At 67.9% G+C, this 16,092-nt stretch carries 15 protein-coding genes and 1 riboswitch; of the genes, 7 read left to right on the forward strand and 8 right to left on the reverse strand.

Translation table 11 applies throughout. From position 1 onward, the window contains the following. The first annotated feature begins 6 nt into the window (after nucleotides 1-6). Nucleotides 7-1,311, forward strand: coding sequence for a D-alanyl-D-alanine carboxypeptidase family protein (locus M1L58_RS07880; protein WP_248658443.1), 1,305 nt, complete (start codon nucleotides 7-9; stop codon nucleotides 1,309-1,311). 20 nt (nucleotides 1,312-1,331) lie between these two features. On the opposite strand, the gene yhjD is transcribed toward M1L58_RS07880, so the two are convergent. Genes yhjD through M1L58_RS07895 form a run of 3 tightly spaced genes read right to left on the reverse strand, consistent with a single transcriptional unit; the run spans nucleotide 1,332 to nucleotide 4,353 of the window. After that, nucleotides 1,332-2,396 (reverse strand): inner membrane protein YhjD, encoded by a 1,065-nt coding sequence (gene yhjD, locus M1L58_RS07885; RefSeq protein WP_248658444.1) that lies wholly within the window; start codon nucleotides 2,394-2,396, stop codon nucleotides 1,332-1,334. A 48-nt stretch (nucleotides 2,397-2,444) separates the two neighbouring features. Then, nucleotides 2,445-3,467: a tryptophan--tRNA ligase gene (trpS, locus tag M1L58_RS07890; RefSeq protein ID WP_248658445.1), complete on the reverse strand. Its 1,023-nt coding sequence runs from the start codon at nucleotides 3,465-3,467 to the stop codon at nucleotides 2,445-2,447. Between the two features lie 49 nt (nucleotides 3,468-3,516). Beyond that, nucleotides 3,517-4,353, reverse strand: coding sequence for an exodeoxyribonuclease III (locus M1L58_RS07895; RefSeq protein WP_248658446.1), 837 nt, complete (start codon nucleotides 4,351-4,353; stop codon nucleotides 3,517-3,519). Between the two features lie 168 nt (nucleotides 4,354-4,521). Here M1L58_RS07895 and M1L58_RS07900 point away from each other — a divergent pair, with 168 nt between their 5' ends. Further along, nucleotides 4,522-4,704, forward strand: coding sequence for a (2Fe-2S)-binding protein (locus tag M1L58_RS07900; RefSeq protein WP_006865961.1), 183 nt, complete (start codon nucleotides 4,522-4,524; stop codon nucleotides 4,702-4,704). Between the two features lie 107 nt (nucleotides 4,705-4,811). After that, nucleotides 4,812-5,297, forward strand: coding sequence for a bacterioferritin (gene bfr, locus M1L58_RS07905; protein WP_005195922.1), 486 nt, complete (start codon nucleotides 4,812-4,814; stop codon nucleotides 5,295-5,297). A 7-nt stretch (nucleotides 5,298-5,304) separates the two neighbouring features. Here the strand turns inward: bfr and M1L58_RS07910 are convergent, their stop codons facing one another. Then, complete coding sequence (locus tag M1L58_RS07910; RefSeq protein WP_248658447.1) at nucleotides 5,305-6,579, reverse strand: MFS transporter; 1,275 nt, start codon at nucleotides 6,577-6,579, stop codon at nucleotides 5,305-5,307. An 89-nt stretch (nucleotides 6,580-6,668) separates the two neighbouring features. Then, nucleotides 6,669-8,564, reverse strand: coding sequence for a cutinase family protein (locus M1L58_RS07915; RefSeq protein WP_248658448.1), 1,896 nt, complete (start codon nucleotides 8,562-8,564; stop codon nucleotides 6,669-6,671). 272 nt (nucleotides 8,565-8,836) lie between these two features. Then, nucleotides 8,837-8,958, forward strand: a riboswitch (SAM riboswitch). Between the two features lie 63 nt (nucleotides 8,959-9,021). On the opposite strand from M1L58_RS07915, the gene M1L58_RS07920 reads away from it, so the two are divergent. Together M1L58_RS07920 and metX are read left to right on the forward strand one after the other, a co-directional pair. Next, complete coding sequence (locus M1L58_RS07920; RefSeq protein WP_248658449.1) at nucleotides 9,022-10,344, forward strand: bifunctional o-acetylhomoserine/o-acetylserine sulfhydrylase; 1,323 nt, start codon at nucleotides 9,022-9,024, stop codon at nucleotides 10,342-10,344. 16 nt (nucleotides 10,345-10,360) lie between these two features. Continuing rightward, on the forward strand, nucleotides 10,361-11,515 hold the full coding sequence (gene metX / locus M1L58_RS07925) for a homoserine O-acetyltransferase MetX (RefSeq protein ID WP_248658450.1): 1,155 nt from the start codon (nucleotides 10,361-10,363) through the stop codon (nucleotides 11,513-11,515). A gap of 39 nt (nucleotides 11,516-11,554) precedes the next feature. Here the strand turns inward: metX and M1L58_RS07930 are convergent, their stop codons facing one another. The 3 genes from M1L58_RS07930 to M1L58_RS07940 all read right to left on the reverse strand — a co-directional run bounded on the left by M1L58_RS07930 (nucleotide 11,555) and on the right by M1L58_RS07940 (nucleotide 14,565). After that, nucleotides 11,555-13,096 carry a hypothetical protein gene (locus M1L58_RS07930; RefSeq protein WP_248658467.1) on the reverse strand — a complete coding sequence of 514 codons (1,542 nt, stop codon included), beginning with the start codon at nucleotides 13,094-13,096 and terminating at the stop codon, nucleotides 11,555-11,557. 162 nt (nucleotides 13,097-13,258) lie between these two features. Further along, nucleotides 13,259-13,540 carry a DUF3017 domain-containing protein gene (locus M1L58_RS07935; protein ID WP_154882920.1) on the reverse strand — a complete coding sequence of 94 codons (282 nt, stop codon included), beginning with the start codon at nucleotides 13,538-13,540 and terminating at the stop codon, nucleotides 13,259-13,261. Between the two features lie 119 nt (nucleotides 13,541-13,659). Continuing rightward, nucleotides 13,660-14,565, reverse strand: coding sequence for a bifunctional methylenetetrahydrofolate dehydrogenase/methenyltetrahydrofolate cyclohydrolase (locus M1L58_RS07940; RefSeq protein WP_217997544.1), 906 nt, complete (start codon nucleotides 14,563-14,565; stop codon nucleotides 13,660-13,662). A gap of 55 nt (nucleotides 14,566-14,620) precedes the next feature. Between M1L58_RS07940 and M1L58_RS07945 the strand changes: the two genes are divergently transcribed. Together M1L58_RS07945 and M1L58_RS07950 are read left to right on the forward strand one after the other, a co-directional pair. After that, nucleotides 14,621-15,559 carry a serine/threonine dehydratase gene (locus M1L58_RS07945; protein ID WP_248658451.1) on the forward strand — a complete coding sequence of 313 codons (939 nt, stop codon included), beginning with the start codon at nucleotides 14,621-14,623 and terminating at the stop codon, nucleotides 15,557-15,559. 55 nt (nucleotides 15,560-15,614) lie between these two features. Beyond that, nucleotides 15,615-16,079, forward strand: a complete 465-nt coding sequence (locus M1L58_RS07950; protein ID WP_005195904.1) for a tRNA (cytidine(34)-2'-O)-methyltransferase — start codon at nucleotides 15,615-15,617, stop codon at nucleotides 16,077-16,079. Nucleotides 16,080-16,092: the final 13 nt, after the last annotated feature.

The following is a 16,092-nucleotide window of genomic DNA, read 5'->3' on the forward strand; positions in this document are numbered from 1 at the left end:
CGGTCGGTGACCTCGGGGTGGACTCGCCGGACCTCAACGGCGTTCGTCGCCGCCCTCCTCGGGCTGCTGCTGTGCATGATCGCCGCAGGTCCGACAAGTGTCGGACGAGCCGGCGCGGTTCCCGTCCCGACCGGTGGGCCGCCGGCCTTCACGACGCCCGTCACCGACCACTGTCCGCACAAGACCGGCACCCCACCGGCCGTCGACGAGTCCGAGGTCGTCGCACCCGGTTCGACGACCCCGCCCCCGCTGCCGGTCCCCACCCCGCCGATCGGGGGCGAGGACCTCGGGTACTGCGGCGTCGTCGCCGATCCCGCCGCGGGTCCGGTCCCCCCTCGGCTCACCTCGGCCGGGTGGCTGATCGCCGACCTCGACTCGGGCAACGTCATCGCGGCCAAGGATCCGCACGGGCGGTACCGGCCGGCGTCTACGATCAAGGTGCTGCTCGCGCTCATCGTGCTCGACGAGCTCGATCTCGATGCGACGGTCGTCCCGAGCGCCGAGGACTGGAGCACCGAGGGCGACTCCTGCGGGATGGGGCCCGGCGGTCGCTACTCCGTCCGCGACCTGTTGACCGGACTGCTCATGGTGTCGGGCAACGACTGCGCCAACGCCCTCGCGCGCGAACTCGGCGGTGTGGAGACCACGCTGGAGAAGATGAACGAACGCGCCCGCGAGCTGGGCGCCGCCGACACCCGCGCGGCCAGCCCGTCGGGTCTCGACGCCGCCGGGATGTCCTCCTCGCCGTACGACCTCGCCCTGATCTACCGGGAAGCCATGGCACAGGAGACCTTCCGGGAGTTGATCACCAAGCCCACCTTCCGGTTCCCCGGGTATCCCCGCCGACCCGATGTGCCCGGCGACAAGGACCATCCGGCGTACGACATGTACAGCAGCAACCGCCTTCTGGTGGACGGTTATCCGGGCATGCTCGGCGGCAAGACCGGATACACCGACGACGCCCGCAAGACCTACGTCGGCGCGGCCGAACGCGACGGACGCCGCATCCTCGTCGTCCAGATGTACGGACTTTCGGTCGAGGGCGACATGTACTGGGACCAGGCGCGGGAGATGTTCGAGTACGGTTTCCGAGCCGACCCGAACATCTCGGTTGGACGCCTCGTCGAATCATCCGGGGAGGCAGTCGAAACCACCGCACCGCGCGCCGCGTCGTCGGCGGACTCCCACCTCGCGAGCACGGGTTCCGACGCCGCCTCACCCATCTCGGTCCGCATCCTCATCGGACTCCTCGCAGCCCTCGCCGCCGTGGTCCTCTTGCTGGTGGGATTGAGGCTCTTCGGACGTAGGTGACGGATCAGACCCGTTCCCGCTCAGCGCGTTCGACTCGACAACCATCCGATCAGCACGATGATCCCCGCACCGACGCCCGCGGCGGCTGCGAGTGCCGCGGGCCGCGGCGTCGGACTGACCTCGACGGTCGGTGAGATGACCACGGGCCGATGCAGTTCCGCGTCCGGGTCCTCCTCGACCTGGAACTCGGCGTTCGCCGGATCGGTTGCGCACCACGCGGCTGCGTAGAGCACGATGCGCGATGCGAGGTAGGCGAACACCATGACGCCGAGGATCGGACCGAACGCCACGCCCGCCGGGCTGCTCAGCACCGACTGGAGGTAGAGGCCGCCGACCGTCTTGACGATCTCGAATGCGACCGCGGTGATCAGACCGGCCTTGAGGGTGTTGCGGAAGGGCAACTGCACCAACGGGAGTCGGGCCATGATGAAGGTGAACAACGCCCAGGTGGCGAGGATCGACACGGCGATCGACACCGCGCGGACGAGGATCGGCGCCCACGACGCGTCATCGAGAGCCACCCACCCCAGGACCGTCTGCGTGAGACCCGAGTTGCCCAGCGCGGTGATCGCCATTGTCACGGCGAAGGCCACGCCGAGGCCGGCGAAAGTCACGAGGTCCCACACCTTCGACATGACCGCGTTGCGTTGAACGCGGCCGCCCCACATCTCGGTCATTCCGGCGCGGACGCCGGAGATCCAGCCGATGCCGGTGAACGCCGCACCGAGAAGACCGACGACACCGACCGTGGTGCGGGAGTCGATGGCCGAGGTGATGATGTCGGAGACCTGGTCGCCCAGCTGCCCCGGCATCTTCTCCACGACTGCGTCCTGGATGGTCTGCAACATCTCCGGCTGCCGGGCCAGCACGAAGCCGGCAACCGCGAACGCGACCATGATGATCGGGACCAACGCGAGGATGCCGTTGAAGCTGATGCTCGCGGCATACAGATTGCCGCGACGGTCGTTGTAGCGATCGACGGTTCGGAGTAGATGGTCAAGCCACGGCCAGCGTTCGCGCCGGTCCACGTAGATCGACTTCGCCCGCGTTGCAAGCGACTTCCCCGAATCGACCACCGAACTCACCGCACGCCTCCTCGTCGGGTTGCCGAGGGCGCCGGACTCAGGACCGTGTCAGCGCCTCGGTGACAGGAAACCCACCTTGTCATAGACCGACTCGAGGGTCGCCGAGGCCACCGACCGGGCGCGCTCCGCGCCCCGTGCGAGGATCACGTCGAGCTGCGCGGGATCGTCCATGTACTCGGTGACGCGGCCGCGCAGCGGGGTGACGAACTCGGCGAGGATGTCGGCGGTCTCGACCTTCAGGTCGCCGTATCCCTTGCCCTGGTACTTGTCGACGAGGACGTCCACCGGGGTACCGCTCAACGCCGACTGGATGGTCAGCAGGTTACTGACACCGGGCTTGTTCTCCGGGTCGAAGCGGATCTCGGTCTCGGTGTCGGTCACCGCCGAACGGATCTTCTTGGCGGACTTCTTCGGCTCGTCGAGCAGATTGATGAGACCCTTGTCGGTCTCGGCGGACTTGCTCATCTTCGCGGTCGGGTTCTGCAGGTCGTAGATCTTGGCGAATTCCTTGACGATGTACGCCTGGGGAACCTTGAGGACCTTGCCGAACCGCGAGTTGAACCGCTGCGCGAGATCGCGGGTGAGTTCGAGGTGCTGACGCTGGTCCTCACCCACCGGCACCTGATCCACCTGGAACGCGAGGATGTCCGCGGCCATCAGGATCGGATAGGTGAACAGGCCGACGCTGGCGGCGTCGACGCCCTGCTTGGCCGACTTGTCCTTGAACTGCGTCATCCGGCTCGCCTCACCGAAACCGGTGATGCACGACAGCACCCAGGTCAGCTCGGCGATCTCCGGGATGTGCGACTGAACGTAGATCGTGGAGCGCTCGGGGTCCACGCCGACGGCCAGCAACTGCGCGACCGACAGCCGCGTGCGCTCGGCCAGTGTCTTCGGATCGAAGGACGCCGTGATGGCATGCATGTCCGGGATGAAGTAGAACGCCTCGAAATCGTCCTGCAGGGCCACCCACTGTCGAACCGCACCCAGGTAGTTGCCGAGGTGGAAGGAATCGCTGGTCGGCTGGATTCCCGACAGTACGCGGGGGCGTGCGGGGACGTCAGAACTCATTGGTCCATTTTCGCACCACGCGCAAAGCCCTTTTACGCGGGCGCCCGCCTCACTCGTAGACAACGGTGACCGGCGCGTGATCGGACCAGCGCAGGTCGTATGCAGCAGCCCGGTCGACCGTCGCCTTCACCGCACGCTCGGCGAGCGAGCGGTTGGTGAGCTGGTAGTCGATCCGCCAGCCGGAATCGTTGTCGAACGCCTTGCCGCGCCACGACCACCACGAGTACGGGCCGCTCTCACCGGGATAGAGCTCACGGGTGACGTCGTGCCAGCCGGATTCCAGGAGACCGCCCACCCACGCGCGCTCATGCGGCAGGAAGCCCGGACTCTTCAGGTTGCCCTTCCAGTTCTTGATGTCCGCCTCGGCGTGGGCGATGTTCCAGTCGCCGCCGACGACGACGTGGCTGCCGCTGCGGACGAGCCGACCGAGGTGGGCGCCGAACTCGTCGAGGAACCGCACCTTCTCCTCGTATTTGGCGATGTCCTTCTCGGCGTCGGTGCGCGCCGCCCCCTTCGGGAGGTACAGACTGGCCGCGGTCACCGGCCCGAGGTCGGAGTCGAGGTCGACCTCGAGGTAGCGGCCGAGATCGTCGAACTCCGCACTCCCGAAGCCGAACCGGACCGCGGCCGGCTCGGTGCGGGTCAGCACGCCGACACCGGCGTGCCCCTTGACCGACGACTCGTTCATCGTGAGATGCCATCCGGCGTCGAGGGCAGGGGCCAGCGCGTCGCGGGCGAGATCCTCGCTCGCGCGCACCTCCTGCAGCAGTACGACGTCGAGCGACGAGTCCTCCAACCAGGGCAGGAAGCCGCGGTTGGTTTCGGAACGATGCTTGACCGCCGCGCGGATTCCGTTGACGTTGACCGTGGAGATGGAGAGTGGCACGGGGCCACATCCTACGGATGCGGTCCGACAAGCCGACGCCCGCTGCACTGTTTCGAGAACGGTTGCGCGACGTCTCGGAATGAGACGAAAAAGAGGTAAGGCAACCCTTGCGCACCCCGGAAGAGGTATGTAAGCATTACCTAATCCAGGCACGAGGTAGGTCCCGAGATGTTCGTTTGTATTTGCCGCGCGGTCACCGTCGACGAGGTTCATGAGCACTGCGATGCCGGTGCGTACACCGTCGACGACATCAGCGACCGCTGTGGCGCGGGCGAGGGCTGCGGCACCTGCTTGGAGAAGCTCGACAGCATCCTGAGTGAAAGGCTGGCCACCTCGACGAGCGCTGCATGATCTGATTCCGACAACTCCAGCAACAACCTCGCGCGAGTGACGCGCGCGGGGCGTTTTGCCGTGTTAGCTTCATCACTACAAGTGTTCGGCTAACGGGAGGCTGTCAAATGCGTGGCGACGACGAGGTCATTGCTCTTCTCAACGAGCAGCTCACAAGTGAGCTGACCGCGATCAACCAGTACTTCCTCCACGCGAAGATGCAGGAGAGCTGGGGTCTCACGGAGATCGCCGCCAAGACCCGCGCCGAGTCCATTGAGGAGATGACTCACGCGGAGATTCTCACCGACCGCATCCTCTTCCTCGATGCGCTGCCCAACTACCAGCGCCTGCTGCCGCTGCGCATCGGTCAGTCCATCCGCGAACAGTTCGAGTCGGACATGGCGATCGAGGTCGAGGTCGTCGAACGCCTGCGCCCGGGCGTCGCGATGTGCCGCGAGAAGGGTGACATCACCAGCGCGAACCTCCTTGAGAAGATCCTCGCAGACGAAGAAGAGCACATCGACTACCTCGAAACGCAGCTCGAGCTGATCAACAAGCTCGGCGAACCGCTCTACCTGTCGAAGACGATCGCGACGCCGCCGACCAACGGCTGACTCCCCCTCAAGCGACTACCGGGCGCGTTCGCGCGGTCACAAACGCGACGACCGCGACCGCGATGCCGGCGACTGCCAGGACGGCGCCGATCACCGCCGGTGACAGGAATCCCCACCCTGCACCGACCACCACGCCCCCGAGGAACGCACCTGCGGCGTTGGCGATGTTGAGCGCCGAGTGGTTGAGGGCGGCGGCCAACGTCTGGGCGTCGGCCGCGACGTCCATGAGGCGTGTCTGTAGCGCGGGGATCATGGTCGTACCGGTCAGCGCGACGAGATACGTGAGTATGAGTGCTGCCCAGGCATTCTCGGCGAGTACGGCGAAGGCGGCGAGCGTTACCGCACTGGTGGACAGCCCGGCGAGAATCGCGGTCGAGACGTTGCGGTCGGCCGCCCAGCCGCCGACGAAGTTGCCGGTCACCATGCCCAGCCCGTACAGCATCAAGGCGATCGGGACGACCGAGACCGGCAGTCCCGTCACCGAGGTGAGGGCCGAGTTCAGGTACGTGTAAAAGGCGAACATCCCGCCGAAGCCGACGACACCGATCACCAGGGTGAACCACACCTGCGATCGCCGGAGCGCGCCGAGTTCGGTCAGCGGGTCGGTGATCGTCATGCCCGACAGGCTCGGCAGCACGCGGATCAGCGAAACGACCGTCGCGACGCCGATGACGACGACGATCGCGAACGCGGTGCGCCAACCGAACGTCTCCCCCAGCCAGGCCGCAGCAGGCACGCCGACGACGTTCGCGACCGACAGGCCGAGCATCACCTGCCCGACTGCCTTGGCCCGATTCCGCGGACCTGCCATGTGCGCAGCGACCAGCGCCGCGACGCCGAAGTACGCGCCGTGCGGGAGACCGGCGACGAATCGCGCCACCAGGAGGAGCCCGTACGACGGCGCCAGGACGGTGGCGAGGTTTCCGACGGTGAACGCCACCATCAGGGAGATCAGCAGGACCCGCCGCGACATCCGCGCCGTGAGTGCGGCGATCAGCGGAGCGCCCACCACCACACCGAGTGCGTAGGCCGAGATGACGTGACCGGCGGTGGGTTCGGAGACACCGAGTGAACCGGCGATGTTCGGCAGCAGACCCATCGCGACGAACTCGGTGGTTCCGATTCCGAAACCGCCGAGGGCGAGCGCGAGGATGGTCAGCCTGCGGGCTCTGCTCGAGATCCCCGAGGAGGGGCGCTCTGCGACGTCCGACGTCGCGTCGTCGAGCACGTCGATGGCGAGGTCGTCCGGTGCACCGGTGGTCGTCGTGGGGGCTTCAGGCACGCCTCATGCCAACCGGCACTCCGGCACCACCATTCCCCGGCGGCCGGTGAGTTCGTTCACACAGCAAACGACCAGTCGTTGTACAGCGCCTACTCCGAGCCGGAATCACCGCCGGAAGAACTGTCCGAACCGCCACCGCTGCCGTCGGAGCTGCTGGAATCCGAGCCACTGCCACCGGAGTCCGACTTCGAACCTCCGCTACTGCTGTCGCCGCCGCCGGAAGCGCTCGAATCCGAGCCCCCGGAGCCCGAGCCGGAGCCGCTATCGGAACCGCTCGAATCCGAGGCCCCGGAGTCGGTGCTGCCGGAATCGTCGGTGTCGCTGTCAGGACCACCCGCACCCGAGGCGCCGTCATCCGACGACGGCCCGGCCGACGAGTCGGTCTCCGACCGCGTGACGCCCGGGTCGGTGCCGCCGGTCGACGAGTCGGTCCCGTCTCCACCACCGGCCGGGGTGTTGTCGTGGTCGGTGACCGGCGCCGAGGTGTCCGTGCCCGCAGACGGGTCGCCGATCGACTGACCGTCGGCCACCTCGGTGACCGCGGGCGAACCGCTACCGCTGCCCGACGCCTCGACTTCTGGAGCCGTGGTCTCGGGATCGTCGTCGACCGTGGCGACGAACCGGGCCAGCGCCACCGATGCCGAGGAGTCATCGTCGGCCGGCAGTGCAAGGGTGTTCGGCTGCGAGGTGATCGACGGTCCGACGATCGCGCCCGCCCAGTACCGCACGAAGTTCACCGGCAGCAGCACGATGCTGCGCACGCTGTCCGCGAGAGCAGTCACACCGCGCATGAGTCGTGCCGGGGACAGACTGACGATGCCCTGCAGGATGTCCTCGAACACGAAGAGGTCGGGCAGGTAGGCGCCGTAACCGAGTTGCGGCAGCGGGGGCAGGAAACCCTGGACCAGCCGCACGACGGGTTGCAGATTGGCCAGCGTGATGCCGAGCGGCAGGCCGATCGTCGGACGGCCGGACAGGAAGTCGCCGATCTCGCCGGTGTACCCGATGTCCTTCGCCCAGCCCTGGACCAGCTCGGCGAACGCCGACTTCGCCCCCACCATGCAGACCGTCCCGGACGGGGTCCCCGTGCCGCTGCACGAGACCGGCCGCGTATCCCACTGCGAGGCGGGGTCGCGGTACATCGCCCATGGATAGAGGAAGTGCTTCGTCTGGTATCCGAGGATGCCGTCGATGGCACCGATGGGGTCGTACAGCGGGTCCGGCAGGTCGCAGATGGGGTCGCCGTCGATGCACACCGAGACCACGCGATCGGAGACCGTCCCGAATCCCGCGTCCGCACCGTTCGCGCCGCGCGGGCCCGACATCGTCAGACCGGGGATCACACCGATCAGCGACAGCTCGATACCTCGCCCGGTCTTGTCGCCGGCGCGCCGCGGATCGGAATACAGCTCGCCGCTGATGACGTCCGGGTCGATGGTCACCATGACCGGGTTGCCCTCGTCGTCGAGGATCGGCTCGCCGTTCTCGTCGATCGCGGCGATCTCGCCGACCGTGCCGTTCCCGATCTCGGACAGCACGTCGCCGGCGACGCGGGCGCCCTGCGAATAGCCGGCCACGACGACGGGCTTGCCCTGACACTGTGACTGATAACCGGCAATCGCCGACTTGGTTGCCGCGGTCCCCTGCGCGACACCCGAGTCATAACCCGTCGCTCCCAGGGGCCACAGGGTCGTCGGATAGTCGGCGTAGATGACCTTGTAGGCGCCCTCGCCGGCGTACGGGGAGTTCGGGTCGGGGCTGTTGTCGGGGCCGAGCCCGGTGTAGCGCTGTTTGACGCCGACGAGGTGCTGCCCCTCCGGGTCGTTGGTGCCGCCCACGATGACGACCGCACCCGCGCCACACGAGTCCGCTTTCGCTTCCGGGACACCGCCGACCAAGCCGAAAGATGCGGCGACCGCCACGCCGGTCGCGGTTGCGATCAGAAACGACGTCCGACGCGACCTGAGATGCTCCATTGCCCCCACGAGGCCCACTCCTCACCACTCCCGGACACGCTTCAGGGATGAAGAGGCGTCTTCACCGGGGTTGACCGGAACTCTAAGGGGAGAAAGCGAACCTGACAGGACGCTGAGAAATGCTAACGATTCTGAACAGGTGATTCACGCTGCTCATCCGCCGATTTCACCCGCTCGGAGGACACGTCCACTACACGGTTCGGGTGGCTGACGAGGACTTCGATTCGGCGTGACCGGGAGGGTTCTCTGGCACTCACATCCGTGTTATATCCTTGTCGCCAGGTCATGAGTATCAGCGACAAGCCCCGGCTAGCTGATCGGCAACCCTCCAACCGCGGTGGGGTGCTCCGGGTGATGACCGGGTTGTGGGATCGCGGAAGCGAAGCCCCGGCAAGCGCGGGTCCGAAGGTCGGACCCCAACAGGGTCGAGTTTGGCCCTGCCGACCGTAGAAAGTGATCAACAGTCATGTCTGATGCCAACGAAGGCACCAATCCAGCCGACAACTGGAGCTTCGAGACCAAGCAGGTCCACGTAGGCCAGGCTGCCGATGCAGCCACCAACGCTCGGGCGCTGCCGATCTACCAGACCACCTCCTACGTCTTCAACGACACGCAGCATGCGGCGAACCTCTTCGGTCTCGCGGAGCCGGGCAACATCTACACCCGCATCATGAACCCGACCCAGGATGCGGTCGAGCAGCGGATCGCGGCCCTGGAGGGTGGCGTCGCGGCTCTGCTCGTCGCGTCGGGTCAGGCCGCCGAGACCTACGCGATCCTGAACATCGTCGAGACCGGCGGTCACGTGGTGTCGAGCCCCCGTCTGTACGGCGGCACCTACAACCTCTTCCACTACACCCTGCCGAAGCTGGGCGTCGAGGTGAGCTTCGTCGAGGATCCCGAGGACCCCGCGTCGTGGCAGGCCGCCATCAAGGACAACACCCGGGCGCTGTACGGCGAGTCGATCTCCAACCCCAACAACGAGATCCTCGACATCAAGGGCATCTCGGAGGTCGCACACCGCAACGGCCTGCCGCTGATCATCGACAACACCGTCGCCACCCCGTACCTGATCAATCCGCTGGCCCACGGCGCCGACGTCGTCGTCCACTCGGCCACCAAGTACATCGGCGGCCACGGCACCGCTATCGGCGGCGTGATCGTCGACGGCGGCACCTTCGACTGGCGCGTCCAGCGTGACGGCAAGGACCTGTTCCCCGGCTTCACCACCCCGGACCCCAGCTACCACGGTGCGGTCTTCGCCGACCTCGGCGCTCCGGCCTACGCCCTGAAGGCCCGCGTCCAGTGGCTGCGCGACACCGGTGCGGCAATCGCCCCGTTCAACGCCTTCCTGCTCGCCCAGGGTCTCGAGACCTTGAGCCTGCGCATCGAGCGCCACGTCTCGAACGCGCAGAAGGTCGCGAAGTTCCTGGAGGGCCACGCCCAGGTCGAGTCCGTCGCCTACGCCGGCCTCGAGTCCTCGCCGTGGTACCAGCGCGGCCAGGAACTCGCCCCCAAGGGCCAGGGTGCGATCATCGCCTTCGAGATCAACGGCGGTGTGGACGCGGGCAAGAAGTTCGTCGACGCCCTGAGCCTGCACAGCCATGTGGCCAACATCGGCGACGTCCGTTCCCTGGTCATCCATCCGGCCTCGACCACCCACAGCCAGCTGACCCCGGAGGAGCAGCTCGCCGCGGGTGTCACCCCGGGCCTGGTGCGCCTGGCCGTGGGTATCGAGGGAATCGACGACATCCTGGCGGACCTCGAACAGGGCTTCGCAGCCGCCAAATAGGACAGGTGAGGCAGTTTTGTCGGTGAGTATCGACCTGAACGCGCAAGCGTCTGATCAGCCCGACTGGGAATCGGTCCCGGACGGGAAGCTCGTCGGCATGAGCATCGGCTCACTGCCTCTCGACAGCGGTGAACGGATCGACAACGTCACCCTGGCGTTCCAGCGCTGGGGGACGTTGTCGCCGTCCCGCGACAACGTCATCCTCACCCTGCATGCCCTCACCGGCGACTCCCACGTCACCGGTCCCGCCGACGCCGAGCACGAGACGCCCGGTTGGTGGGACGGCCTCATCGGCCCGGGCCAGGCGATCGACACCGACGAGTGGTGCGTCATCTCGGCCAACGTGCTCGGTGGGTGCAAGGGATCGACGGGTCCTGGGTCCCTCGCCACCGACGGTCGACCCTGGGGTTCACGCTTCCCGCAGATCACCGTGCTCGACCAGGTCCGCGCCGAGGTCGCACTCCTCGACCGCCTCGGAATCCGCAGCGTCGGAGCAGTTCTCGGCGGTTCGATGGGTGGTGCCCGCGCGCTCGAGTGGGCCATCGAGTACCCCGATCGCGTCCGTAGCGCACTGGTGCTGGCAGTCGGCGCCCGCGCCACCGCCGACCAGATCGGCATCCAGACCACACAGATCGCCGCCATCAAGTCCGACCCGGCCTGGCAAGGCGGCAACTACCACGGAACCGGACAGACACCGCTGACCGGCATGGGCATCGCCCGCCAGATCGCACACCTGTCCTACCGCAGCGAACCCGAGCTCGACGAGCGGTTCGAGAACAAACCGCAGGGCGACGAGCAGCCGTTGCTCGGCGGTCGTTACGCCGTGCAGAGCTACCTCGAGCATCAGGCGTCGAAGCTGATGCAGCGCTTCGACCCGGGCAGCTACGTGGTGCTCACCGAGGTCCTCAACCATCACGACGTCGGCCGCAACCGCGGCGGCATCAAGAAGGCGCTCAACGAGTGCAAGGTCCCGGTCATCGTCGGCGGAATCGACTCGGATCGCCTGTACCCGTTGCGGTTACAGGCCGAGCTCGCCGAAGAACTGGGCAACTGCGTCGGCGGCCTGCAGGTCGTGCGATCGGACACCGGACACGACGGCTTCCTCACCGAGTTCGACGCCATCAGCGACCTGCTCAAGCGCACTGTCGAGCTCGCACGCCGCGACGCCTGATCCCGGCCCTCCCGGATTCCAGTAACCGGCCGCCAGCGCTCAGCGCGGGACGGGGACCGGGGTACTCGACGACGCCGGGGGTGCCGTGCGAACGGCTCCGGATTGCGGCGTCTCGTCACTGGGCGACGACCCCGACGACTGACTGGGTGCCGACTGGTACGGCGTCGGCTGGGTCAGCGGCGGCGGAGCCGGCGTGGTGTTGCGCGGCCGGATCTCCTTGGGCAGCAGGGTCGGCGGGATCGGGGGCGGCGTCGAGCCCGGCGCGAACGGCAGCGTCGGCCACGGGAACGGTGACAGCGTGCGCGTGCTGGTCGTCCCGGTCGACGGCGCGGTCGGCGGCAACTCGGTGGTGGCCCAGCCCGGCTGTTCGTTCCATGCCGGCGGTTCCGCCGGCTGCAGCGGTTGGACGGGCTGCTCGTAGGTCTGTTCGACCGGTTGGTCCGGAACCTGCGTCACCGGGGCCTCGGTCGTCGGCACCGGCTCCGAGCTCTGCTCGCTCGATGTGGCGACCGCGGGGACGCTGCCGACCGTCGATGACGGCTCGGGGACGTCGCGGTCGGCGAACGACGAGCTGATCGCGTAGAAGGTGATCAGGACCGCGGCGATGATCGCGCCCGCGGCGGCGAGCGGTGTGGCCGACAACCACTCGCGCTGCCGCTGCCCGCCGATGAAGGCGAGTCGGGTTGTGCCCGAATAGGTTTCGCCGGCCAGAAGTGCCGCCCCGGTCGCCGCGACCAGTTCCGGGGTCGACGGGCACACCGTGTCGAAGTCGTGGCCGCGGGCCATGTCGCGGACCGCGGGCAGATTGGCGAGACCACCGACGAAGACCACCGCATCCGGGGTGACGCCACGAGCGGACGCCTCGGCGACGTAGCGGTCGAACACCTCGCGTGCCTCGCGGACCATCGGTGCGACCGCGTTCGCCACCTGAGACTCGGTCAGCGCGACCCGTCCCGCGCCGCCGGGGAGGGCCACCGAGGGGCCGTCGGAACCGGCTCCCGGGTGTCCGTAGGCGATCTCTTCTTTGGCGGTCCGGCAGGCACTGAGCAGTTCGCTGCGTCCGGCGCGTGTCCGAGCGGCCTCACCGAGCGATGGGTTGTCTGCGGTGAGGTTCGCGGCGATGGCGCGGTCGAGGCGACGTCCGCTGAGGACCGTCGAGCGTTCGAGCCCGGTAATCCGGCGACTGCTCGGATCGACGGTGTAGATCGACATGCCGGTGTCGCCGCAGTCGACGACAACGGCGGTGGAGAAACGATCGATCTCGCCGGTGTCGGCGAGGCAGGCGACCACCGCCTCGTCCTCGGCGACCAGACGGATCTGGCGGCGCGGCCCGCTCCCCCGTGATCGCAGATGGCGTCGTTGGGCGGGGGTACGCGCGGCCACGCCGATCGGCCCCACCCGGGCGTCGGCCTCACGGGCGGCGCCGAGCATGACGTCGATTCCGGCATTGACTCGACCCGCGCCGTCGAGGCCGTCGGCCGGGTCGACGTCGATGACGCGGGAATCCACCACGCTGCGGCCGAGATCGTCACGCGTCAGCAGGACGTAGTGGATCATGCCGGCGCCTGCCGACACGCCCATCGACGTCACTTCATTCACATGGTCATCGGTCGGTGTTGCAGTGATACGTACTCCAGCGGTCGGTGCGTCTGCCCCAGCGTCGTACTCAGTGCTCGGCAGAGAGAGTTGCCTGGTCAGGCGCGACCACTCGGCCTGAAGGTCACGCGCAGGTCTCTATTGTAATCAATCCGTGCCCAAAGAGTCGATCGACGTGGCGAGCCAGAGCATTACGCCGCCGACCGTCGCCATCACGGACACATCGAATAATTTTCCTCTGACCTGCAGTAATCCCGCCTGGGACGCCGGGATGAACGCACGGAGCAGTGCTCCGACGAGAAGTGCCGTGCCGAACACGAAGGATCCGCGGCGCCAACGGTCGAACATGACGAGCAGCGCTGCTGCCAGGACACCCAGCATGACCAGCAGGTACGGGATCTGGACGAGAACAGCGCGCACCCCCTGCACCGGCTCGGGCCCGGGTGCGGCGTCGTGATGTCCGTCACCGGGGGCCGGCGGCCGCAGCCGATTCGGATCCGACGAGGGCACATCCGCACCCGCCGGACCGACCCGCGGCTCGTCCGGGCTCACGCCGTGCCGCCGCCCTCAACGCCGGCGACGGCTCCGGTGGCGGCCTGCTGGGCGGCGAGTTGCTGCTCGGCCCGTTCGACGACGTTGACGAGCAGGAAGGCACGCGTGAGCGGTCCGACCCCGCCGGGGTTCGGCGAGACGTGTCCGGCGACCTCCCACACGTCGGGATGGACGTCGCCGACGAGGCCGTCGTCGGTTCGGCTGACGCCCACGTCGATGACCGCGGCACCCGGCTTCACCATGTCCTTGGTGATCAGATGCGGGACGCCGGCAGCCGCGACGACGATGTCGGCGCGCTCGACCTCGGACCGGAGATCGGCGGTGCCGGTGTGGCAGAGGGTGACGGTGGCGTTCTCGCTACGCCGTGTCAGCAGCAGGCCGATCGGCCGGCCGATGGTGACGCCGCGACCCACGACGGTGACGCGCGCACCGGCGATCGGGATGTCGTAACGACGGAGGAGATGGATGACGCCGCGCGGCGTGCACGGGAGCGTCGACTCCTTGCCCAGGACCAGGCGACCGAGGTTGATCGGGTGCAGTCCGTCGGCGTCCTTGAGCGGATCGATCCGCTCGAGCGCCGCGTTCTCGTCGAGGTGCTTGGGCAGCGGCAGCTGCACGATGTACCCGGTGCAGGCCGGGTCGGCGTTCAGTTCGTCGATCGCCGCGTTGAGCTGCTCGGTGGTGGCGTCGGCCGGCAGATCCTTGCGGATGGAGGCGACCCCGATGCGGGCGCAGTCCGAATGCTTGCCCTTCACATAGGAATGCGAGCCCGGGTCGTCACCGACGAGCACGGTGCCCAGACCGGGGGTGATGCCCGCCTCGCGCAGTGTGTTCACCCGTTCGGTGAGATCTGCGAAGATCTCGTCGCGCGTGGTCTTGCCGTCAAGTCGTATCGCGGTCACGCCCGACATTCTTCCATCCACGACGACTGCGATGTGAGCCACTACTGTCAGTGCCGTGAGAGCAACACGGGCCGACGTCGACCTCGCTGCGGCAACCATCTCCCCTCTCCTGCGGCGGACACCGACACTGCGCACCGTCATCGAGACCGTCGACGGCCCCCGCGACGTCGTGTTCAAACTCGAATACCTCCAGCTCGGCGGCTGTTTCAAGGTGCGGGGAAGCCTGTGGGCGACGCTGCACGCACGCGCCCAGGGAGCGCTGACCGACGCCGGCGTCCTCGTCGCGTCCGGAGGCAACGCGGCGATCGGCGCGGCGTGGGCCGCACGGATAGCCGGCGTGCCGTGCACCGTCGTGATCCCGGAGACCGCGCCCGAGGTCAAGGTCCAGACGTTGCGCACCCTGGGCGCGCAGGTCCATCTCGTCGGGCTGCGATATCAGGACGCCGCCGACGCCGCAGGCGAACTGGCCGCGACCACCGGCGCGTTAGCTCTGCACGCCTACGACCTGCCCGACATCGTCGCGGGCGCGGGCACGATCGGCCTCGAGATGACCGAGGACTTTCCCGGTCCGCTCACCACCGTGGTCTGCGTCGGCGGAGGCGGCCTGCTGGCCGGTCTCGCGGCGACGCTGCGTCCCGGCGATCGGCTCGTGGGCGCCGAACCCCTCGGGGCCTCCTGTCTCCACCAGGCACGGGCGGCGGGGGCACCGGTCCCGGTCGAACTCGAGAGCGTCGCCGCCGACTCCCTCGGCGCCACCCGCGTCGGCGACATCTGCTGGGAGACCGCCGCGCAGCGCCCCGACGTCGACAGCGTGCTGGTGACCGACGCCCAACTCTTCGACGCGCGGCGGATGCTGTGGGACTCGCACCGCATCCTCGTCGAACACGGCACCGCCGCGGCCGTCGCCGCGGTGACCACCGGAGCGGTTCGCCCGGAACCGGATTCGACGCTGTGCATCGTGCTGTGCGGGGCGAACACGGGGTTCGACCTGTAGCGGACCTCCGCGCGCTGTCATCGGCGTCGAGCCCGGCGACTACGCTGAGCACATCATGTTCCGGATCATGTTCTATCAGCCCTGTATCCCGCCGAACACCGGAAACGCGATCCGGCTGGCCGCCAACACCGGGTGCGAACTGCACCTCATCGAGCCGTTGGGGTTCTCGATGTCCGACGCCCAGGTCAAGCGGGCGGGGCTGGACTATCACGAGATGGCCACCGTGACCGTGCATCCCAACCTGGTGACGGCGTGGACCACACTGAAGCCCGAGCGCGTGTTCGCGTTCACCGCACATGCGGAGCGCTATCACACCGACGTCGACTACCGGCCCGGCGATGTGCTGCTGTTCGGTCCGGAACCCACGGGTCTGCCCGACGAGGTGCTCGCCGAACCCGAGGTCACCGACCGGGTGCGCATCCCGATGCTCGCCGGTCGTCGATCGCACAACCTCGCCAACGCGGCGAGCATCGTCGTCTACGAGGCGTGGCGGCAGAACGGTTTCGCCGGCGCCGTCTAGTCGTACTGACCCG

The sequence above is a fragment of the Gordonia sp. C13 genome, assembly GCF_023218005.1.
Lineage (GTDB): Bacteria > Actinomycetota > Actinomycetes > Mycobacteriales > Mycobacteriaceae > Gordonia > Gordonia namibiensis.

Excerpts from the sequence above, each read along its gene's own strand:
- bfr (WP_005195922.1), top strand. The coding sequence starts at position 4,812 with ATGCGTGGCGACGACGAGGTCATTGCTCTTCTCAACGAGCAGCTCACA.
- trpS (WP_248658445.1), bottom strand. The coding sequence starts at position 3,467 with ATGAGTTCTGACGTCCCCGCACGCCCCCGCGTACTGTCGGGAATCCAG.
- M1L58_RS07920 (WP_248658449.1), top strand. The coding sequence starts at position 9,022 with ATGTCTGATGCCAACGAAGGCACCAATCCAGCCGACAACTGGAGCTTC.
- M1L58_RS07900 (WP_006865961.1), top strand. The coding sequence starts at position 4,522 with ATGTTCGTTTGTATTTGCCGCGCGGTCACCGTCGACGAGGTTCATGAG.
- M1L58_RS07950 (WP_005195904.1), top strand. The coding sequence starts at position 15,615 with ATGTTCCGGATCATGTTCTATCAGCCCTGTATCCCGCCGAACACCGGA.
- M1L58_RS07930 (WP_248658467.1), bottom strand. The coding sequence starts at position 13,096 with ATGGGCGTGTCGGCAGGCGCCGGCATGATCCACTACGTCCTGCTGACG.